Genomic DNA, 20598 nt, shown 5'->3' on the forward strand with positions numbered 1-20598 from the left:
TTAGTTGGGGCATAGTGCCTCAATCGTGGGGTGGTCAGGGGCGGGTGCCGCTTATCGGGCCGTTGGGGCGCGCGGAGAACCATCCCACTGCCGTGAAGCTGATCCTCAGTGGGCTGTTCCGCCGGCTTCGTGAGCAGGCAGACCTGGAGAGGGCCGACGTCAAAGCCGCTGTGGGGATTGACGCGTACCGCATGTGCCGCGTCGAGAAGGGCATTCTGCCCTTCACGCGGGACGAGGTGCTGACGCTGCTGGACCTCTACGGTGAGAATGACCGAGAGCGCGTCGCCGAGTGCCTGGAGCTTGTGGAGCGCAGCCACAAACGTGAGTGGTTCAAGGCGTGGCCCGCCGAGGTGGCGGGATTCGTGCAGCCTCTGCTGGCTCTGGAAGGCGCCGCCGAGATCGTGCGCGCCTACCAGAACTACTACGTGCCGGGCCTGCTGCAGATTCCCCAGTACACGTGCGCCGTCGTCAGGGCGGAGCATCCGGAGCTGTCGACGCAGAAGGTTCAGGCCCGAGCCGCGCTCCGGCACGCCCGCAAGAAGCACCTCGAGGGGCCCGACGGGATGAAGCTGTGGGCCATCGTGGAGGAGTCGGTGCTCCGGCGGGACTTCGGCGACCCCGCTGCCCTGCACGCGCAGATCGACTACCTGATCGAGGCCGCTGAGCATCCTCACATCACGCTCCAGATTGCGCCGATGCAGATGACCCAGCAGGTCTCCCTGGGCAACAACGTCACCCTCCTCCACTTCGCTCTGGACGACCTCCCCAGCGCCGTCTACACCGAGCAACTGCTCAGCCATGACCTCAGCACGAAAAAGAACCAAGTCGAGCGGTACCAGACACAGCTGGACCGGCTTGCCGCGTGCGCGCTGAACCCGGAGGAGACGGTCAGGGAGCTGAAGCGGTACCTGTGAGGCACGGTCATCCCCGGAGGCCGGGCCGCCCGCCGACGGTCACCGGACGACGCCCACTCCGCCCCACTCCTTCCATTCGAAGGTCTTCTGCTTCGGCGCGAGGTCGTTGTCGGGCATCCAGGTGGAGACTTCGACCAGGCCGGGCGGATCGATGACCTCAAGCCTGGAGAAGTAGGAACGCACCTCGTACTCCTCCCGGACACGGCCCCATCTGCCTCCGGTCGTACGGCGCATGAAGTCGGTCACCGACCGCCGGATCTCCTGCCGGTCGCTGACCCGCTGGCAGATCACCAGGCAGCTGCCGGATGCAAGGCGGTCGGTCACGTTCCGGACCAGCGCTGCGGCTTCGTCGTCGTCGATGTAGTGCAGCACCGAGACGAAGAGGGCGGCAACCGGCCGGGAGAAGTCGATGAGCCGGCACGTGTCCTCGTGGTCGAAGATGAAGCCGGTGTCCTGTATATCTGCCTGGATCACTGCCGTATGCGGGTTCTTGCCCAGTAAGGCCCGGCCGTGTGCCAGGACGATCGGGTCGTTGTCGATGTAGACGACGGAAGCATCAGGCTGTGCTCGTTGGGCTACTTCATGGACATTGTCCCGCGTGGGCAGACCCGATCCGTGGTCGATAAACTGGGCAATGCCCCGTTCGGCCGCCAGGTAACGCACAACGCGCTGAAGGAAGAGTCGGCTGTTGATTACCAGCTCCCGCGTGCTCGGCGCCGATTTCAATAATTCCTCGCACGCGTCTCTGTCGGTCTGGTAGTTGTCCACACCCCCCAGGAAATAATCGTACATACGTGCAATGCTGGGTGTGGTGATGTCAACGTCATGAGGGTGCAAGGACTCCCCGTGCATCCAGACCTCGCCGCCTCGATCGGATGGAGTTTCGGCACGAAGAGGCCATGCTAGATACCGCGGTGACCAGCGAGATAGGTTTCAAAAGGCTGATCCGGTGCCCCACACGGGGTTTCAGCCATAGATAATGCCCTGTACGGGGGCCCAGGCCGTGACCAACTGGTGCGATCAATCGGCGATGGCGAGGATACGGGTCGCAGACCGCAGGTGGGCAACCACTACGGCCTCCTCCACTCCCATCACCGACGCAATCTTTGCCAAAGAGAAGTCGAGCGACCCTCGCAGCAGGAGCACGTCGGCCTGGTCCCGCGACAGCGTGCCGCAACTGCTGCTCCCAGCGGTGCGATCGACCCAAGCCCGCAGAAGAACCCACGCGACAGCAGCGGGCTGCGCACTGCCGAGGAACGCCGGCCAGAAGGCACTCAGTTCGCGGACCACCCGCGCGACGCAAGCCCGTGCACGTGCAATGTCTTGCAACCGTTGCACCGCGTACTGGAGGTAGGCGCTCTGGTGCAGCAGGCAAAAGGCGGTGAAGTCGCAAGGGCGACGCGCCACGGCTCGGGAGGGTATGGCCAATTGGCCGAGATCCGGCTTTCCCTGCTGGCGATGTGCTACCTGGACAACGGACACGGGCTTCTCATCCTCCAAGCTGTCGGTCAGAGTCGATCAAGGAACGGGGCTACTCCTCGAGTTGCATGCCTCCTGGTGGCGGGCCGTCATCCGGCGTCGCCATCACGCATACGAGGAAGGCGTAGTTCGTGTCCTCCCACACGCCGCGCAGATCGGCCGGCTGGGCACCCAGAGCGGTCAGCAGGCTGCTTGTGGTCTCCCAGCACGGAACGATCCGCCCCGCCAGCGCTCCCTCGACGATGTCTGCGGTCAGGCTCCCGGAACTGAGCTGGGCGACATGCTCGAACGGAGGGCGTCCCGCGGCCAGGTGTATGCCGCGCATTGCGCCCGTCAGCCGGGCAACCGCCTCATGCAGCGGGGGCCGGGTCGGCCGGACGAGCCCCTGACTGGCCTCCCACAGCGCCCGCAGATCGCCAGGGTCGGCATCGAAAGTTTCCGCCAGCAGCCGTACCGCCGTCCACGTCGGGATCCGCTCGCCGGACAGCATCCGTGACACATATGAGGAGGACAGGCCGGTGTGGGCGGCGACACCTTTGATGTGCAGGCCGCTGCCCCGATGGAGGAACGACAAGGCGGAGGCCAGCTTGCGTGAGGAGCGTGCGGCCGCCCGCGTCTCCTCGCGGGCACCAACCTCTGCGTCCGCGAGGATCTCCTGCCGGGCCGCCGACGGCACCGGCCTTTCCCCGATGCTGGCGGAGCGCTCTTTCATGCGATTCTGAAAGAGCCTTGTCACCGCTTTCTCGCTCCACCGGCCGCGCACGGTGGAGCGGCTCTGGCACGCCGCTACGGCGACTTCGTCCCAGCCTGCACCTCGGGAGCGGGCATCGCTGACGGCCGCCGCAGCGTAGTTCTCCAGTTCGGCGCCGATGAGCCGCACCTGGCTGAGCACGGTCGCCAGGCCCTCATGGGCGTGCTCAAGGTTCAGCAGTTCTGCCACCGCCGTCTGAAGATCGTTCGCAATGCTCAGGGCCTCGGGAAAGTGGTACTGCCCTTTCGGCGCCCCGCCTTCCTGTTGCCGCTTGCGCCGCGCGCCTCGCCAGCACGCACGATCGCAGTAGATCCGCCGTCGGCCGCGTCCCTTCGACCGTTCCAGAGCCGACCCGCAATACAGGCACTCGCTGTGCTCTGCCTCAGCCATCCCGCCCCCTTCCAGCAAAGCTTCGTACCCACCGCATGCTTGAAACTTGATCTTCCACGGGCGGCAAAGCATGGCGCCGCCCCCGTTGAAGGCCGGCTGCCAGGCGGATCAGCCCGGCAGCCGGCAGCGGTCGGTCAGCGGCGGTGGCAGTAGACGAGTCGGACGGTCGCGGTGCTGCAAGCCCCAAGGGCAGCAACGGCGACGGTTGCACCCCACTCGTTCTGCCACGCAGGCGTCACGAGGACAATGGGCAGCACCAGCAAGCCGATGAATGCGCCGAGAGACAGCGTGACAACCCAGGCAAGGCCACCGTGCCGACTGACGGTGTTCTTGCTACGGTCGGAGTCAAGCGGATTCCGCAGCGGAAGGCCCGCGAAGACGCGGCTAGTCATAGAGGTTCCCCCTCCTTGATAACGGTCGGTCAATGGGAGGGCCCGGAAAGATAGTTGACGGCTACTCGACCCCGGGCTCTCCCCTCAATGCGACGAACGTACATCGTCTATTCGGCTGCGCGCCAGGCGAGTGGTCACTAATGCGAAAACCTGGCCACCAGGATTTAAAAGACAGGCGAACGCTAGTTCGCCGATCCCGCTGTAGCTGGTTCATTTACTGCGTGCATTTGATCGACTTTGATCGATTTTCGAACGTTCTCGACTCCGCGCCGCGCTCCTGAGTCGACTGGTTCGAACACGGGTTTCGTTTGTGGCGTGTTGGTGCCTCGCGGGACGGAAATTCCGGTTCTGCAATTGCAGGACATGGCGGTCTCTGCAATTTCATGCAATGGCCGCCGCAGAAGAAAAAGGTTCCGCGGCGAGCCAAGGGGGCTCTACCCGGCCGCGGTCCTAGCCTGACGGGCGAGGGGGGCATTCCGAAAGCGGCGCTGGGTTGATGCCCCACCGCCCGCCCATCCATACCGCGCGGGTCGTGCGGGCCCCCGCATCGCATGTGGCCTCCTCGGCTACGGGCTCGGCCGCCGGGTGAGGAGAGGGTGACCTCAGCCTGAAGCGCGTCGCCGAGGAACTCCCTGTGGTGAAGGACAGACTGACCGGGTGCTCAGCGACGGCGGGTGGGCCTCAGCCAAGCGGACGCACAAGTCTTGCGGGGGATCGGGCTTCCTACACGTCGACGGAGACCGGCACCCCTCCTGGTTGACGTCAGCCATCTGGCACGCTCATCCGGGCCCGCGGGCATCCCGCGCAGCGCACGCCCGGTCAGCGTGGGGCCTCGGCGCCATCACCGCGACGAACACGCTCCAGCACGTCCCGATGGAGAGCCTTCAATCCACTAGGCGGGACGGGAGCGGGACTGCCGGTAAGGGTGTACCACTCGTCCGCTTGCGCATACTGGATCTCGATCTGGGCTTTTCCATCGCCGAGCGGGGTTGTGGCAACGGTCAGTTGACCCGTGATGACGCCGACATCGTCGGTCATGGCACCGCCAGGACCAGCCTCCACGTGGTCGACCAGCCGCTCCCGAGCCGACTCGCTCATGTCGCTTCTCATGGCCTACGAGTGTCCACTGCTTCAACGTCCGCGGTGCTGAACGGCGCGCCGCGTTCGGCGCACGTTGCACACACTGCAGTTGCTACTGCTGGTACTTGATACGGGTGATCATCTCCGCTGTGTGGCGCCGCGCCGCGTCGAGGAACCGCACCAGACGCCCGGTTACTCGCGGGCGAAGTTCCCGCACTGGGCCAAGGTGTACGGGCAATGCGACACCCGCGAAGTCGTCCTGGCGCGCGATGGAAAGGGCGTGACGCAGGACTCGCTGTGCCGGGCGGTCGCCGGCACCTGGTACAGCCCCTACGACGGCAAGACGCTCGACGCCGCCTCCAAGGTCGACGTCGACCACCTCGTCCCGATCTCCAACGCCTGGAAGTCCGGCGCAGATCTCTGGACTACGGACAAACGCAAGGCTTTCGCCAACGATCTGACGCACTCGCAGCTGATCGCCGTCTCCGCCATCCAACCGATCCAAAGGCGACCAGTCCCCGGACCAGTGGGCACCGCCGAACAAGGACTACTGGTGCACCTACGGGCGTGCCTGGACCGACATCAAGTACGTGTACGGGCTGAGCATCACGGCACCGGAGAAGGGGGAACTCAAAACGATGCTCAACACCTGCGACTGAGAACCCTCGCAGGCAAGACAGCCGACATCCTGAACCCGGCCTCCACCACCGAGGACGGGTTCAGGCACGTCCGGGTGCGGCTACCCCTCACCCAAGACCCAGCGACTGCAACGCCGTCGTCCAGTCCGTAGCGATCGCCTTCTGCGCCGCGGCCAGCGTGACCTTGCCGGAGCAGACTGCGGTGTGCAACCGGGTCTCAACTGGGTCTTTCTTGTTGTTGATCCCGCCGCCCGGCTTGTGGCCCGGGTCCGGCGGCTGCACCCAGAGATTGCGGGCGTCGTTCGGGTCGCCGCCCAGCTGCAGCGAAATATCATGATCAAATTCAGCATCCGCGGGACTGCCCGTGTAGCCGTAGGACGCTGCATTCAGTTTCTTCTCCCGGCCCGTGATCGAAGCCGGCGGCCGGATCCCCTTGGTGTAGCCGCCCTTCCGACAGATCGTCTGCGCCAGGTTCGCCTGCGTGACCGCCGGCGAGGTTGCACCCGGCGTGCACTTCAGATCCGGCAGCGGCTCCCCATCCTTGGTGTGCCGGTAGTGGCAGCTGCCCGCCGGGGGCTGCTGTTGCACCGTGTAGGTCTTCTGCGGGCCAGCGCCCACCGGAATCGTCCCCGCCGAACTTGCAGGTACCGACGAACCCGTCGTACCCGAGGGCCCTGCAGCCGAGGCACCGTTCTTCCCGCCGTCCCCACCGGAATGGGACCCGGAGGACGAACACCCTGCCAGCACCAGACAGGACAGCACCACCAGCGGCACGGCGCGACGCAACGAACGCATGACGACCCCTCACAGAGCGGAACAGACCGAGCAGATACTGCCCCACCGAAGTCGCCGAACCACGTCAGGGGTCCGGCGCACAGGAGCACAGACGGCGAAAAGCCCGCTGTGGGGCTTCGGGACGATTCACGCCGAGACCGGCCGGGACTTCGGGAGGAAACGGCGGCGACGTCCTGTGCTTGACAGGCAGCGGCTGGTTCGCCGTGGGCGCGGGTCGAGCTGGGAGACGTTCGGCCTGGCCCGCACTGCACGTGACAGCGCCCGGTTCAACAAGCTGTCGCCGGTTCTGGTCACCCGGCAAGGCTGCGATCCCCGACATGGCACTCGTGGCCGCCCGACTGCACGACCGACCCGTCGGACACGCCCTAGTAATGGGTACGGCGGGTTCGGAGGGCGGGCCGGGGAAACGGGCCGGCAGCAATGCCGGTACCGCGCCCCGGTCCGACCCCTACCATCACGCCCCTCTCTCCGCGGACGCCGCCGAGATCCGTGACCTGAAGAACCCCAAGGCCGCACTCGGCTGGAACCAGCAGGCCGCCGCCATGCCGACCGGGGTGTTTACCCGCTCCGTCGGCATGCGGCTCGCCATCGTCAGGACCGCCCACCTCCAGAGCAGCGACCTTGACCACGGCCTCGAGCTCGGCAACCGTAGCGTCGACATCCTCGCCCGCATCAAGTGCACTCGGGCCAAGGATTACGTCCGGGATTTCAACGCAGCCCTGGCCCCCTGGCGCCGGGAACCGGCCGTTCGCGAGTTCATCCACCGCACCCGCAAAGAGCTCGGCATTGGATGCGCCGCCGTGACCTGCGACGTAGGCTGGAGAGAGTACCGATCGCCGTGAGTGGTCGGAAGCAGAGCCAGGCGGCCTGGGGTAGACCGGGAGCCTGGCTCCGCGCCGTCTGGCCTTCTAACCGAACCACAGGACGCTCCCGGGTGAACGCGACGTAGTCGTGCACCGCGGCCTAGGGAGTTTCTGAATTCGGTTGTCGTGCCGATCCCGCCCCCCCGGATCGTGTCAGGAGTCGAGCTGGCGGAACGGGATGACGTTGTCCGCAGCCGGGAGGTCCGGCGACGGCAGTGGTGTGTGCTGCTGATGGGTGAGAACGGCGTTGGCCAGCGTCAGATTGGTCACCAGCTGACGGAGCTCTCGGAGTTCTTTCTCCTTGTTATCGAGGGTCTTCTTGAGCTTGGCGACCGTCTCACGCAGCCGCTGCTCTGGCTCCGGCACCTGCTGGGTCTCGGTGCGGACACGCTGGTAGAACTCATTCTTCAGGTCGACGTGGCGCTTGAGCAGTGCCATGCGGTGGACGCCGGCTTCTACCGCGAGCGCCGTGGCGGTGAGACCGCCGTTGGAAACGGTGGCCTGTCCTGCAAGAAGCCGATTCATTGCCTCGCGAATGCGGGTGCGCTCGTCGTGGTGCTGTGGGTTCATGCGAGGTCCTCGGCGCTCTGGGCGGTGGCGTCGTGGGCGTCGGCGGCGACGCGGAGGCTGTCGGCATTGCGCCGAAGACGCCTGGCGATCCTTTCGGGTGCAGCGGCGGCCAACTGGTCGATCTCATCGGCTCGTTCCCGCATGTCACGGGCGTGCCTATCGGTGCGGACGGTGTTGCCGCAGTCTGTCTGGCAGGCGTACTGCCTCGGTGCAGTGGCGTCCGGCTCGGGATCGCAGAGCGCGTTTTCATGCTTGAATGCGCAGATCAGGAACGCGTCCGGGTTGTCGTAGAGCACGACGCCGTCCCGGGCCAGGAACTTGGCCGCCTTCTTCGCAAACGTGCGAGGGACGATCCGCCCTTCGAACCGGGGGGTCGACGCGGCAGCGGTTATGGCTCGACGGGCGGCAGGGCCGGAGATCTTCTCTCCGTCGGCGAGGCGGTCCCGCAGGTGAGCGGCGGTGTCCGCAGCGGCCAAGGCTGTTTCGACGTCGAGGACGCTGTGTACACCGCCGCGGCTACGGGAACCGTAGGCGCTGGAAGTGCGAGCGTCCAGGACGGTGCGCATGTGCCCGTACTGAATCGCCAGCGCGATCAACCCGCCGGGGCGGCGGGCGATGTGCCAGGCCAGAGTCCTTCTGAAGCGGGCCATCCCGATGGCTCCGTGCGGATCTTCGGGGATGACCTGGTCGGGCAGGTGATGGATGTGCGCCTCGTGGTTCGCCCACGCCACGAAGTCTTCAATCCGGTCCCTCAGGGACGAGCCTTTCAGCGCTCCGTGAAGGCTGCGCCTGTAGATGTAGTCGTGGTGAGAGGAGCTCAGCAGTAGTTCCCCTGGGGGCACCATGCGTTCGAGGACACGGATGGAGTGCACGACGGGTGTGATGGCAACCCACGGAACCTCCCGCTCCTCGCCTGCTGAGATGTGGTTGCCGTCATCGTCGGTGACGTTCTTGTAATGATGGCTGCGGATCAAGTGACGACCGGGCGTGCCGTCGGCGGCAGGCTCCGGGTCAGGGCAGCAGCCAGACCGCAGACCCTGCACCTCCTGCGGACGCATACCTGTCAGGTAGAGGCAGATGATCACTGCTGCGGTGCCGAGGTGCCGCATGAGCTCGCCGGCCTCGTCGAAGTCCATGTGCTCGCGCCAGGGATTCCCGTTGATCCGCCCGGTGACCGGCACCGGCAAAGGACAGGGGCCCGGCCGTGCGTTGGCCACGTCCGAGAGGCGATGCCGCTCGTTGAACCGGTCGACCTGGCTCAGGCTCGCCCCGGTGAGGGCGGCCACGTATGTGCGCGCCAGAGTTCGACGGCCGTACATCCGCACGGAGGGAAGCGGGTCGCCTGACCGGGCCGCAGGAAGTAGGAGACTGGCGAGGGCTGCCAAGCTCTCCTGGCCGGCCTCGTTGTTCGCGGCCGTGGCGAGCAGGCGCTCACGCGCCTCCCAGGACGCGAGGATGTCGTCGGTGAAGTCGTCAACAAACCGGATCGCCCAGACCAACAGGGGACCGAGGACCTTCGGGTCGAGCGGTTCCATGCTGTTCTCTCCGCGCGAGCCATCAGCCGAGGGAAGGTAGTCGTCAACCCCCTCCTCCTCCCAGGGAGGCCGGGTGATGCCCGCAGGGCGGGCACTGAGCTGATCGAATGCCCACAGATCCGTCAAGCGCGAGCAGATCTTTTCCGCGCTGCTACGGCTCACGCCATCGGCCAAGCGCTCGGATATATAGGCGCGCCACACATCCTCGGTGCAGGCGTCGAGGCTCGTGATGCGGCGTACGTGCAGCCAGCGCGCCAGCTTTAGCCACTCGTAGCAGGTGTCCCGCATATCCGGGGCGGATGTCCTGGCTCGGGCACGGACCCCTCGGTCCTGGAGGTAGGTGGGCCGGAGCCGACCGTTGATCATCGTCCAGGTGGCGAGTTTGACCTGATCGAGGAAGGGGGCCGGGCAGCCCCTCCAGTAGATCGCGAGCAGCATGGTGCCGGGATTGTCGATGAGCGGGGCCAGAGGCCAGATGGCTGCGCCGTAGCGGGCGTTGGCATGCACATTGCCGGGCTTGATCCACTGCGGCAGGATCGCTGGGCTTTCCGGTCCGGGCAGGGGCAGGATGTAGGGGTCGGCTTCGGCAAGGCTGGTCATGGCGCGAGGTCTTCTTTCAGCAGAAGCTGGACAATCGTGCGGTCGTTGTCGCTGACCCGGCCCGCGTCCGCCGTCCAGGCGGCAAGACCGATCTTGTCGCGCAGGTCCTCAAGCCTCAGCACATGAACGCCCCAGTGCTCACGGAACCTGCGATCGTCCGCAACGGACCGCAGACTCAGGATCTGCTGGTACAGGTACGCGAGCCGCGGGTGATGGCCTGGGTGGACATGGGCGTTGGGACAGGCCAGACAGAGCAGGAAATCTGCTCCGCAACCGCCCTCGGGAGCCGGCCAAGGACTGGAGTTCTCGTCCTCGCAGTCCGCTGTTGCCGTCTCTTGATGGCTCGAGTTCGGCGAGTCTGCGATCTTCCCGCCGAAAACGGTGGAGCGGGCCTGATCCAGAGCCTCCAGAGCACCAGCTTCGAAGACACCACGAGAGGCCTTTTGAACCTGCGGGTCGGGCAGAACGTAGATGCTCTCGTGGGTGCCCTGGGTGTGCTGCAAAGGACGGCCCACATGGGTCACCGTGGTCCGGCGGGCCCGCTGGAACGGCGACCCGCCCAGCCCCTGGCCGCGCGCCCACCACGACGCCAGATCGTCCGGGATCCCGAAATCCAGAGGGCCAATCGAGGCGGGCCGGTCCAAGTCCGCATGCTTCTTCTCGGGTCGGTGGCTGCGAGCGACCATCAGCAGGTCAGTCCCCGGCACCAGCGCGTTGGCGAGCGCACGGCCGTGAGCCGTGGCCGCCAGAGCCTGGGTAACCAGCCTCCCGGGGGACCCGGCCCCTGAATCGGTCACGTTCTCGGTGGAGAACCACCGCCCCTTTCCGGCGCGGTGCTTTTCGATCTGAATCTGGTAGGTCACCGAGGTCGTCTCACCGGCCGACGGCGCCGCGGTCGGCACCGGCATCCAGTCGTACTGGGACAGATTCCAACCGAACTGGTCGGTCAGCAGCACTGCTAGCGCCGTGAGCTCCGAACGGTCCAGGAACAAACGACCCCAGATCTTCTCCGAACGATTGCCCCCCAGCAGCTTGCGATTCGTCACGTGGACCTGCCCGCCCGGATAGGTCGTGCGCGGCACGTCCCCCGTGCGGGCGGCGTGATCGAGAATCTTCCCGATCTTCCACTCGCGGCTGCCCGCAACAAGATGGCCCGCCCGCCACTCCTCCAGCAGCCGAGTGTTCTCACTGATCCGGAGAAAGGCCGCGCGGAACTGGCGCCGAGCGGCCAGCACCACCCGATCCCGCTCGGCCTGCTCATAGGACTGCTTACTCGGTGCCGGCGATGGAATTCGGCGAGCCAGTTCTTCCGCCACCGGCCCGACAGCCAGCCGCGGATCCCGCCGCAGCAGGGGGCGCACCATGCCGAGCAGGCCTCTGCCGGTATTCGTGTCAATGTGCTTATCCCGCCAGCTCTGCAGCGCGGCGACCGTCAGACCGTCAAGGTCATCAGGCGGGCACTCCAACGAGGCGACGAACTGAGCGAACAGTTTGATCTTGCTCCAGCAGGTGTTTGCCGTCCGGTGACTGGTCCAGTTGCGTGACTGGGCGGCGAACGCTGCGGCCAGCGAGCGCTGCATCGGTCCAGCCACCTCAAGGTCGCCGAAATCGTACTCCGCCTTGTGGCCGGCCTTGTTGGTGACCGTCACGACGACAGACCCTGGGACCAGCGCCGGCTCGACACGATGGTCGGGAGGCGGTGGGGTGGCTCTGTGCCCCCGCCTGCTCACGACGCCTCCCCGAGGAGCAGGTCGATGTCCTGGATGCCCGTGGTCTCCCGGGCCAGCCGGGCGAACGTGCCGTCAAGATCCTCGACATCCTCGCCCTCATCAGTGGTCTCTGCAGCGGCGAGGATCGACTCGAGTTGCAGATGCGCGACTGGCGCGAGGTAGTGCCGCTTCGTCGTCTCCACGTCCGCATGCCCCAGCAACGTCTTGACCAACCACCAGGGGTCGCCGAACAGCAGGGCGAAGTCCCGCCGGTCCTTCTTGGTGAGCCCGTAGCGCTTCTCGAACAGCTCGTTCAGCAAGATCAGCATGTAGAGGGCCATCGAGTGCCGGCAGGAGTGCGGCGTCATGTACGGGGTCTTGCCCTGCACCTCTGCCAGCCTGAACTGCCGCCGGATCTTCCGCTCTTCCTCCGTCAGGAGGGTCGTCTCGCAGCGCAGATTGGCCATCCGGAACACACCGTTCCATCGGTCCGGGGCCATCGGCAAACCCTGTTCCGTGAGCCACAACCACGCCGGCTCCGGCCCCTCCGGTCCATCAACGAACAACCACTGCCGCTCACGCCAGCCCAGACGGCTGAGCTCCTGGCCACCGACAACGCCGTCCGGATCCACCCACTCGACCTTCGGTTTCAGACCGTGCGTCACCCGTGTGACCAGCCGCATCGTTGGCAGATGCTGGTAGCGGCCTGCCTCTTGGGCGCGTTGTACCGCCCACGCCCGCTCCGATTCGACGTACGCCTCGACCTGGCCGACGGAATCCACTGACGCGTAGTACGTCCGACTGTTCTTCGACCTGGTCACCGCGCCAGCGATGCGGCCATGCATGTAACGGCCATGACGCAGGCGCTGAGTCGGCAGCTCGAAGACGAGCAGCGAACCGCCTTCTTGTCGCCGCAGGCCTGAGCTCAACAGCAACTGTACGAAGCTTGTGTTCCGCAGCTCAGTCCGTGATTCCCACATCGGCGCTGCGAAACCGGCGCGGGTGTGACCGCGCAGCCCGATGTCAGACCACAAGCCCCAAGTTCGCGGGGTCCCCCACGACACTCGTGAGCTGGCCGAGTCCGCCGCCCGGTCCTCACTTCGCGAGACGTCCACCGGCAAGGGATAGACCTTGCCCCACTTGAACAGTTTCGTGAACGCCGCAGCCTCGCGGTCCCACTTTGTACCGCTGATCCGGACGGGATTCTCTGGGGCATCGCACCGCCAGTCCCGGTAGTCCTCCAAAACCCGCGGCGTCGCTTCCCTCCATGGCAGCCCACGCGACGAGAGATAATTCAGCAGTAGCCGGTAGTCCGTCCCATAATTTCTCTTCGTCTCCCGTTCCAGGTTTCGGAAAACCGTGGACCGTACGAGATCCAAGAAATCCCGGTCCACCGTGCCGTCCGGCCTGACGTACACAGGATCGCCCGGCCTTAGACCGATACGGGCCACCGCCCCCGGCAGGTCATGTACCCCGAAGCTACCGTCCGTGGGCGGCGTCCCCCACTGCCCCGGATCTGGAACCCACACCACGTGCCACTCGCTCAACATGAGCCTCCTCCCTGCGCGCTTGAACAGATCACATCATCAGGGAAGTCACCAACTCGGGCGGCGAGTGGCCGCAGAAGAAGCTCACCGTCGGTCTCAGCCCCGCGTCGGTGCCCAAGGCCGGCTCCGGTTTCGACCTGGCCGTCGCCTGCGCGGTGCTCGGTGCGGCCGAGCGGATCGACCCCCGGGTCCTGGCCGACATCGTCATGATCGGAGAACTCGGACTGGACGGCCGCGTCCGGCCGGTACGGGGCATCCTGCCCGCGGTGCTGGCCGCCGCCGACGCCGGCTACGAACAGGTGGTCGTACCGGAGTGCGCCGCCGCCGAGGCCTCGCTGGTCCCCGGTGTGTCGGTGCTGGGCGTCCGCAGCCTGCGGCAGCTGATCGCCGTCCTGACCGACGAGCCCGTACCCGAGGAGGAACCGGACGATCAGGGACGTCCGGATCCTCTCCTGGCCGGTCTGCGCGTGCCGGGCACGGGCGCGGCCACCGGCATGCACAGCATCGGTGCCGCACAGCACGACCAGGGCCACGACCTGGCCGATGTCGTGGGCCAGACCTCGGCGCGCACGGCTGTGGAGGTGTCCGCAGCCGGCGGGCACCACCTGTTCCTCGAAGGCCCGCCGGGTGCGGGCAAGACCATGCTCGCCGAGCGGCTGCCGGCCGTGCTTCCCCGGCTCACCCGGGAGGAGTCGCTCGAGGTCACGGCGGTCCACTCGGTGGCAGGGTTGCTGCCGCCGGGCAAACCGCTCATCGATGTCGCGCCCTACTGCGCCCCGCACCACTCGGCCACGATGCAGTCGCTCGTCGGCGGCGGCCCGGGCGTCGCACGGCCCGGTGCCGTGTCCCTCGCCCACCGGGGCGTGCTCTTCCTCGACGAGGCGCCCGAGTTCCACAGCCAGACCCTGGACGCCCTGCGGCAGCCCCTGGAGTCCGGGCATGTCGTGATCGCGCGCAGCGCGGGCGTGGTCCGGTTCCCGGCCAGGTTCCTGATGGTCCTGGCGGCCAACCCCTGCCCTTGCGGACGCTTCTCGCAACGGGACGCCCTGTGCGACTGCCCGCCGTCGGCGATCCGTCGCTACCAGGCCCGGCTGTCCGGCCCGCTGCTCGACCGGGTCGACCTGCGGGTCGAGGTCGACCCGGTCACCCGCGCCCAGCTCACCCAGCCCGGCGCCCGGGGAGAGTCCACCGCGACCGTCGCCGACCGGGTCGGGGCGGCCCGGGAGCGGGCGGCCGCCCGGCTCGCCGGCACCCCCTGGCGCAGCAACAGCGAGGTGCCCGGACGGGAGCTGCGCAGCCGCTTCCACGCCGTCGCCGGGGCGATGGACGAGGCCGAACGCAACCTCGAGCGGGGCGTGCTCACGGCCCGCGGGATCGACCGGGTCCTGCGCGTCGCCTGGACCGTCGCGGACCTCGTCGGCCACGACCGCCCGGACGCCGCCGACGTCTGCCTCGCCCTGCAACTGCGCACCGGAGTCCCCCGGGGCGTGCCCATGGCCATCGGGGCCCGGCCGTGACCGCAGAAGACGGCCCGGGTGAGGAGCTGGTCGGGCGGGTGTTTCTTGCTCGGGTTGTCGAGCCGGGGGACGAGGTCGGGGGGCGGTGGTTGCGGGAGTTCGGGGTGGGGGAGGTGGTGCGGCGGTTGCGCAGAGGCGGGGAGCCGCTGCCCGGGGTCAGTGCGCCGCGGTGGGCCGGGCTGCTGGCCCGGGCCGGGCGGGCCGAGCCGGAGCGGGATCTCGAGGTCGCGCGGGCCGCCGGGATGCGGTTCGTGTGCCCGGGGGATGCCGAGTGGCCGAGGCAGCTCGATGACCTGGGGGACGGCCGGCCGACGGGGCTGTGGGTGCGCGGAATGCCCAGTCTGCGGATGTGGGCGCTCAGGTCCGTGGCCGTCGTGGGCGCCCGTGCCTGCACCGAGTACGGCGCGCAGGTGGCGGGCTCCCTCGCCTCGGGGCTCGCCGAGCGGGGGTGGGTCGTCGTGTCGGGGGGTGCGTACGGCATCGACGGGGCCGCCCATCGCGGCGCCCTCGCCGTCGACGGAGCCACTGTCGCCGTCCTGGCCTGCGGCGTCGACCGGCCCTACCCCCGCGGCCACACCGCGCTGATCAACAGAATCGCAGAACAGGGGCTGGTGGTGGGCGAGTTGCCGCCGGGCGATCACCCCACACCGAGCCGCTTCATCCTCCGTAACCGTGTGATCGCCGCGCTCACCCGGGGCACCGTCGTCGTGGAAGCCGCCTGCCGCAGCGGCTCGCTGGTCACCGCGCGGGCCGCCCAGCGCCTCGGCAGGTTCACCATGGGGGTGCCCGGGCCCGTCACCAGCTCACTCTCCGTAGGGGTGCACGAACTGCTGAGAGGCGAGGCCGCCCTCGTCACCGACGCCGCGGAAGTGGTCGAACTCGTGGGCGACATGGGTGAGCTGGCCCCGCCCCGACGGGGTCCTGTTCTCCCGCGTGACCTGCTGGAACCCGCCGCCCGGGCCGTCCTCGCCGCCCTGCCCGGCAACCGCGCGGCCCCCGCCGGGGAGATCGCGCGCGGCGCCCGCACCACGCCGGACGAGGCGATCGCGAGGCTGTACGAACTCCGAGCACTTGGTTACGTCGAACGACACGGCGATGGCTGGAAGTTGACACGCCAGGCGATGATCTCCGTCCGCGGTGGTCGCAGCCCATGCTGACCGAGCGTGTTCGGCCGTCCGGGGGAAGTCCCTACAGCCTTGGGGTTTCCCGGAGTTGGTGCCCTCGGCCGGTCACACAGAGCGAGGGGGGGAGTGTGATGGTGCGGACCGCGAAGGGGGCTCGCGCACGGGTGGAGCCTCGCTGTTCGCACACCGCGACTCCTCAGTCACGCTACGCTCACGAAAGCCCGGGCGCAGACCGCGCCAACTCGACATCAGACCGACAGCTCACCCAGGTGGCCCACTTCACCCCACGACCCCCCACCCCCGCTCACTTACCTCACCTCGCAGCACTTCACGGCAGAACGGCACAAGGCGACGAATGCCCCAGCACACCTCCGGGTCCGACCGGGCGGCGATCCCCCCAGCCGCCCGCGACGGTGGCAGCGTGCGGCCGCCCGCTCCCTCGACGCTCGACGAACTGTGGCGGTCGTACAAGGCGACGGGGGACGACCGGCTGCGGGAGCAGCTGATCCTGCACTACTCGCCGCTCGTCAAATACGTGGCGGGCCGGGTCAGCGTCGGTCTGCCGCCCAACGTGGAGCAGGCCGACTTCGTCTCCTCGGGGGTGTTCGGGCTGATCGACGCGATCGAGAAGTTCGACATCGACCGCGAGATCAAGTTCGAGACCTACGCGATCACCCGGATCCGGGGCGCGATGATCGACGAGCTGCGGGCGCTGGACTGGATCCCCCGGTCCGTCCGGCAGAAGGCGCGGAACGTCGAGCGGGCCTACGCCACGCTGGAGGCGCGGCTGCGGCGGACCCCGACGGAAGGAGAGGTCGCCGGCGAGCTGGGCATGGAAGTCGACGAACTGCACGCCGTGTTCAGCCAGTTGTCGCTGGCCAACGTGGTCGCCCTGGAGGAGCTGCTGCACGTCGGCGGGGAGGGCGGGGACCGGCTCAGCCTCATGGACACGCTGGAGGACACCGCCGCCGACAATCCGGTGGAGGTGGCCGAGGACCGGGAACTGCGGCGGTTCCTGGCGCGGGCGATCAACACGCTGCCCGAGCGGGAGAAGACCGTCGTCACGCTCTACTACTACGAGGGGCTCACCCTCGCCGAGATCGGCAATGTGCTCGGGGTCACCGAGAGCCGGGTCAGCCAGATCCACACCAAGTCGGTGCTACAGCTGCGGGCCAAGCTGGCCGGCTTCGGGCGCTGAGTCCTCCCTTCCGGGGTGGGGTGTCCGTAAAGTGGTTGACGTGCCAAGGATTCGAGCGGCCTCCGTGGCCGAGCACCGGTCGATGCAGCGAGCCGCCCTGCTGGACGCGGCTCGGTCCCTGCTGTCCGAGGGCGGGACGGAGGCGCTGACCTTTCCGGCGCTGGCCGAGCGTACGGGGCTGGCCCGGTCGTCCGTGTACGAGTACTTCCGCTCGCGGGCCGCCGTGGTCGAGGAGCTGTGCGAGGTCGACTTCCCGGTGTGGGCGGCGGACGTCGCGGCGGCGATGGAGCGGGCGTCGTCGGCCGAGGGCAAGGTCGAGGCGTATGTGCGACAGCAACTGGCGCTGGTCGGCGACCGGCGGCATCGGGCTGTCGTGGCGATCTCGGCGAGTGAGCTGGACGCGGGGGCGCGGGAGAAGATCCGGGCCGCGCACGGGGAGCTGGTCGCGATGGTCGTCGAGGCGTTGGGGGAGATGGGGCACGGCCAGCCTCGGCTGGCGGCGATGCTGCTGCAGGGGGTTGTGGATGCGGCGGTTCGGCGGATCGAGCTCGGTGCGGCCGAGGATCCCGCGGCGATCACGGATGCTGCTGTGGCCATGGCGCTGCGGGGCGTGAAGGGCTGAGGCCGGCTGGTGCTGGGCAGGGGTGGTCGCTTACCGGCGCGGGCAGAGTGCGGCTGCGCCCACCCGTGCCTCCTGGGGTCCCCCCAGGCCCTTAAGGCGCTGGGGGAGGCACGACTGCCCGCAGCTACGCAGGGGTCGGTACCCCCAGGACCGGTAGCAATCGGGACGGCCCGTTGTGCAGCAGCGAGGGCGGAAGCATGGACAACGGGTCCAGGTAGGTCTCGCCCCTGAGCAGACCCCAGTGCACGCATGTACCAGGACAGTGCGACCCCGTGGCTTCGACCGTGCCCACCACCTCGCCCGGCTCCACCGCAGCTCCCTTCTCCACCGACGGACTCACCGGCTCGTACGTCGTCCGCAGGCCCGTCCCGGTCAGCTCCACCGACACCACGCCCCGTCCCGCCACCCGGCCCGCGAACGTCACCCGGCCGGCCGCAACCGCTCGTACCGGCGCGCCGGGTGGTGCGCCCAGGTCCACGCCGCGGTGCCCGGCGCCGTACACCGTCGCGGGCGGCTCCCAGCCCCGTAGCACCACCGGGCGGGTGCCCACCGGCCAGCCGCGGGCGACGGCCGGGACTGGTGCCTCCCGGGCAGGTGGGGGCAGGGAAGCCCAGGCCAGGGGAGCCAGCACCGTCATCACCGGGGCCAGCAGCAAGCCGGCCCACCAGGCCACGCATCGCATCACTCGTCGCATGCGAAAACCGTCCCGCATCCCCGCCGATCACGGTCGGGATCTGTGGACTACTCACCGGTTGTGGAGAGCGGCGTCACCCGGTGCCCCGTCGGTCCCGTACACTTCTTCTGGCGATCCGGGTCACCGGGTCGACTTCGCACGCCCCGACACCTGGTGATCAAAAGCCGGTGTCAGCGCCCCTCGGTCCTTTGTGGCACGGCGCATCGCGGGCGTCAGGCGCGGGAGCCATCCGGCATCCGCGGCACAACCGAGAAAATCAAGGAGATACGGCCATGGCCGTCGTCACGATGCGGGAGCTGCTGGAGAGCGGCGTCCACTTCGGTCACCAGACCCGTCGCTGGAACCCGAAGATGAAGCGCTTCATCTTCACCGAGCGCAACGGCATCTACATCATCGACCTGCTCCAGTCGCTGTCGTACATCGACCGCGCCTACGAGTTCGTCAAGGAGACCGTCGCCCACGGCGGCACGGTCATGTTCGTCGGCACGAAGAAGCAGGCGCAGGAGGCCATCGCCGAGCAGGCCACCCGCGTCGGCATGCCCTTCGTCAACCAGCGCTGGCTGGGCGGCATGCTCACCAACTTCTCGACCGTCTACAAGCGTCTGCAGCGCCTCAAGGAGCTCGAGCAGATCGACTTCGAGGACGTCGCCGCGTCGGGTCTGACCAAGAAGGAGCTTCTCGTGCTCTCGCGCGAGAAGGCCAAGCTGGAGAAGACCCTCGGCGGTATCCGCGAGATGCAGAAGGTGCCCAGCGCCGTCTGGATCGTGGACACCAAGAAGGAGCACATCGCCGTTGGTGAGGCCCGGAAGCTGAACATTCCGGTCGTCGCGATCCTCGACACCAACTGCGACCCCGACGAGGTCGACTACAAGATCCCGGGCAACGACGACGCGATCCGCTCCGTCACCCTGCTCACCCGTGTGATCGCCGACGCGGTCGCCGAGGGCCTCATCTCCCGCTCTCGCGTCGCCACCGGTGACAAGGGCGAGAAGGCCGCGGGCGAGCCGCTCGCCGAGTGGGAGCGCGACCTGCTCGAGGGCGAGAAGAAGGCCGACGAGGCCGAGAAGCCGGCCGAGGCCCCTGCTGCTGAGGCTCCCGCCGCCGAGGCCCCCGAGGCTGAGGCTCCGGCCGCCGAGGCTGCTCCGGCCGCGGACGCCGAGCAGGCCTGACCCGTCAGCGTCAGAGTTGACGGCGGGAGCGGCGACATGAAGTCCGCTCCCGCCGTTCACCCGTAGGTCGGCGGAGAGTCAGCGGCCCCCGACTACATGGGGGCCGTAGACCCCGTAGATCTTCGATCTTCCAGACTTCTAGAAAGACTCACAGACTCATGGCGAACTACACCGCCGCCGACGTCAAGAAGCTCCGTGAGCTCACCGGCGCCGGCATGATGGACTGCAAGAAGGCGCTGGACGAGGCCGAGGGCAACGTCGAGAAGGCCGTCGAGGCGCTCCGCATCAAGGGCCAGAAGGGCGTCGCCAAGCGCGAGGGCCGCTCCGCCGAGAACGGCGCCGTGGTCTCCATCATCGCCGACGACAACTCCTCCGGCGTCCTCGTCGAGCTGAAGTGCGAGACGGACTTCGTCGCCAAGGGTGACAAGTTCCAGGCCGTGGCCAAGGCCATCGCCGAGCACGTCGCCAAGACCTCCCCGGCCGACATCGAGGCCCTGCTCGCCTCCGAGATCGAGGCCGGCAAGACCGTCCAGGCGTTCGTGGACGAGGCCAACGCCAACCTCGGCGAGAAGATCGTCCTGGACCGCTTCGCGCAGTTCGCCGACGGTTTCGTGCTCGCCTACATGCACCGCACCATGCCCGACCTGCCGCCGCAGATCGGTGTCCTGGTCGAGCTGGACAAGCCGAACGCCGAGGTTGCCAAGGGCATCGCGCAGCACATCGCCGCCTTCGCGCCGAAGTACCTCACCAAGGAGGACGTCCCGGCCGAGGTCGTCGAGTCCGAGCGCCGCATCGCCGAGGAGACCACCCGCGCCGAGGGCAAGCCCGAGGCCGCGATCGCCAAGATCGTCGAGGGTCGCGTCAACGGCTTCTTCAAGGACGCCACGCTGCTCGGCCAGCCGTACGCGCTGGACAACAAGAAGTCGGTCCAGAAGGTGCTGGACGAGGCCGGTGTCACCCTGAAGCGCTTCACGCGCATCAAGGTCGGCATCTGAGTCCGTACCGCGATCG

General features: G+C 67.9%; 19 protein-coding genes and 1 pseudogene. 9 read left to right on the forward strand and 11 right to left on the reverse strand.

The window, feature by feature from the left end:
- Positions 1–914 (forward strand): helix-turn-helix domain-containing protein (locus AQI88_RS40805; RefSeq protein WP_079058152.1); only part of this gene is annotated, 914 nt, incomplete at its 5' end.
- A gap of 39 nt (positions 915–953) precedes the next feature.
- On the opposite strand, the gene AQI88_RS40810 is transcribed toward AQI88_RS40805, so the two are convergent.
- The 5 genes from AQI88_RS40810 to AQI88_RS40830 form a co-directional block, all read right to left on the reverse strand.
- Positions 954–1766, reverse strand: coding sequence for an SAM-dependent methyltransferase (locus AQI88_RS40810; protein WP_067010677.1), 813 nt, complete (start codon positions 1764–1766; stop codon positions 954–956).
- 168 nt (positions 1767–1934) lie between these two features.
- A complete protein-coding gene (locus tag AQI88_RS40815; protein ID WP_159050543.1) occupies positions 1935–2396 on the reverse strand; it encodes a hypothetical protein in 462 nt (153 codons plus the stop codon).
- A 49-nt stretch (positions 2397–2445) separates the two neighbouring features.
- Complete coding sequence (locus tag AQI88_RS40820; RefSeq protein ID WP_159050544.1) at positions 2446–3534, reverse strand: helix-turn-helix domain-containing protein; 1089 nt, start codon at positions 3532–3534, stop codon at positions 2446–2448.
- Between the two features lie 134 nt (positions 3535–3668).
- Positions 3669–3926: a hypothetical protein gene (locus tag AQI88_RS40825; protein WP_067010682.1), complete on the reverse strand. Its 258-nt coding sequence runs from the start codon at positions 3924–3926 to the stop codon at positions 3669–3671.
- A gap of 819 nt (positions 3927–4745) precedes the next feature.
- Positions 4746–5024: a hypothetical protein gene (locus AQI88_RS40830; protein WP_107118803.1), complete on the reverse strand. Its 279-nt coding sequence runs from the start codon at positions 5022–5024 to the stop codon at positions 4746–4748.
- A gap of 91 nt (positions 5025–5115) precedes the next feature.
- Here AQI88_RS40830 and AQI88_RS44445 point away from each other — a divergent pair, with 91 nt between their 5' ends.
- On the forward strand, positions 5116–5796 hold the full coding sequence (locus tag AQI88_RS44445; protein WP_208616086.1) for an HNH endonuclease: 681 nt from the start codon (positions 5116–5118) through the stop codon (positions 5794–5796).
- Here the strand turns inward: AQI88_RS44445 and AQI88_RS40835 are convergent.
- Positions 5753–6439 carry a hypothetical protein gene (locus AQI88_RS40835; RefSeq protein WP_067010687.1) on the reverse strand — a complete coding sequence of 229 codons (687 nt, stop codon included), beginning with the start codon at positions 6437–6439 and terminating at the stop codon, positions 5753–5755. The two genes, AQI88_RS44445 and AQI88_RS40835, sit on opposite strands and share 44 nt — an antisense overlap.
- Positions 6440–6756: 317 nt before the next feature.
- Between AQI88_RS40835 and AQI88_RS40840 the strand changes: the two genes are divergently transcribed.
- A complete protein-coding gene (locus AQI88_RS40840; protein WP_244184609.1) occupies positions 6757–7281 on the forward strand; it encodes a hypothetical protein in 525 nt (174 codons plus the stop codon).
- Positions 7282–7455: 174 nt separating this feature from the next.
- Here the strand turns inward: AQI88_RS40840 and AQI88_RS40845 are convergent, their stop codons facing one another.
- The 4 genes from AQI88_RS40845 to AQI88_RS40860 form a co-directional block, all read right to left on the reverse strand.
- Positions 7456–7872: a hypothetical protein gene (locus tag AQI88_RS40845; RefSeq protein WP_067010689.1), complete on the reverse strand. Its 417-nt coding sequence runs from the start codon at positions 7870–7872 to the stop codon at positions 7456–7458.
- Entirely contained in the window at positions 7869–10007 is a 2139-nt protein-coding gene (locus AQI88_RS40850) for an integrase (protein ID WP_067010691.1), read from the reverse strand. The genes AQI88_RS40845 and AQI88_RS40850 overlap by 4 nt, the downstream gene beginning before the upstream one ends.
- On the reverse strand, positions 10004–11656 hold the full coding sequence (locus AQI88_RS40855) for a hypothetical protein (protein ID WP_244184610.1): 1653 nt from the start codon (positions 11654–11656) through the stop codon (positions 10004–10006). Before AQI88_RS40855 ends, AQI88_RS40850 begins: the two co-directional genes overlap by 4 nt.
- A gap of 77 nt (positions 11657–11733) precedes the next feature.
- On the reverse strand, positions 11734–13263 hold the full coding sequence (locus tag AQI88_RS40860) for an integrase (RefSeq protein ID WP_067010721.1): 1530 nt from the start codon (positions 13261–13263) through the stop codon (positions 11734–11736).
- 47 nt (positions 13264–13310) lie between these two features.
- Here AQI88_RS40860 and AQI88_RS40865 point away from each other — a divergent pair.
- The 4 genes and pseudogenes from AQI88_RS40865 to AQI88_RS40880 form a co-directional block, all read left to right on the forward strand.
- A pseudogene (locus AQI88_RS40865) lies at positions 13311–14780 on the forward strand (YifB family Mg chelatase-like AAA ATPase); the annotation flags it as partial.
- A complete protein-coding gene (gene dprA, locus AQI88_RS40870) occupies positions 14777–15937 on the forward strand; it encodes a DNA-processing protein DprA (RefSeq protein ID WP_067010695.1) in 1161 nt (386 codons plus the stop codon). The pseudogene AQI88_RS40865 and the gene dprA, both read left to right, overlap by 4 nt.
- A gap of 322 nt (positions 15938–16259) precedes the next feature.
- Positions 16260–17102 carry an RNA polymerase sigma factor WhiG gene (gene whiG / locus AQI88_RS40875; RefSeq protein ID WP_067010697.1) on the forward strand — a complete coding sequence of 281 codons (843 nt, stop codon included), beginning with the start codon at positions 16260–16262 and terminating at the stop codon, positions 17100–17102.
- Positions 17103–17166: 64 nt separating this feature from the next.
- The gene (locus tag AQI88_RS40880; protein ID WP_067010699.1) at positions 17167–17724 is read left to right on the forward strand and encodes a TetR/AcrR family transcriptional regulator; all 558 of its coding nucleotides are present in this window, start codon (positions 17167–17169) and stop codon (positions 17722–17724) included.
- A 124-nt stretch (positions 17725–17848) separates the two neighbouring features.
- Here the strand turns inward: AQI88_RS40880 and AQI88_RS40885 are convergent, their stop codons facing one another.
- Positions 17849–18418 carry a M23 family metallopeptidase gene (locus AQI88_RS40885; RefSeq protein ID WP_398697728.1) on the reverse strand — a complete coding sequence of 190 codons (570 nt, stop codon included), beginning with the start codon at positions 18416–18418 and terminating at the stop codon, positions 17849–17851.
- Between the two features lie 272 nt (positions 18419–18690).
- On the opposite strand from AQI88_RS40885, the gene rpsB reads away from it, so the two are divergent.
- The gene (rpsB, locus tag AQI88_RS40890) at positions 18691–19587 is read left to right on the forward strand and encodes a 30S ribosomal protein S2 (RefSeq protein WP_067010703.1); all 897 of its coding nucleotides are present in this window, start codon (positions 18691–18693) and stop codon (positions 19585–19587) included.
- Positions 19588–19745: 158 nt separating this feature from the next.
- The gene (tsf, locus tag AQI88_RS40895) at positions 19746–20582 is read left to right on the forward strand and encodes a translation elongation factor Ts (protein ID WP_067010705.1); all 837 of its coding nucleotides are present in this window, start codon (positions 19746–19748) and stop codon (positions 20580–20582) included.
- The last annotated feature ends 16 nt before the right edge of the window (positions 20583–20598 follow it).

This window comes from Streptomyces cellostaticus, from assembly GCF_001513965.1.
Taxonomy (GTDB): domain Bacteria; phylum Actinomycetota; class Actinomycetes; order Streptomycetales; family Streptomycetaceae; genus Streptomyces; species Streptomyces cellostaticus.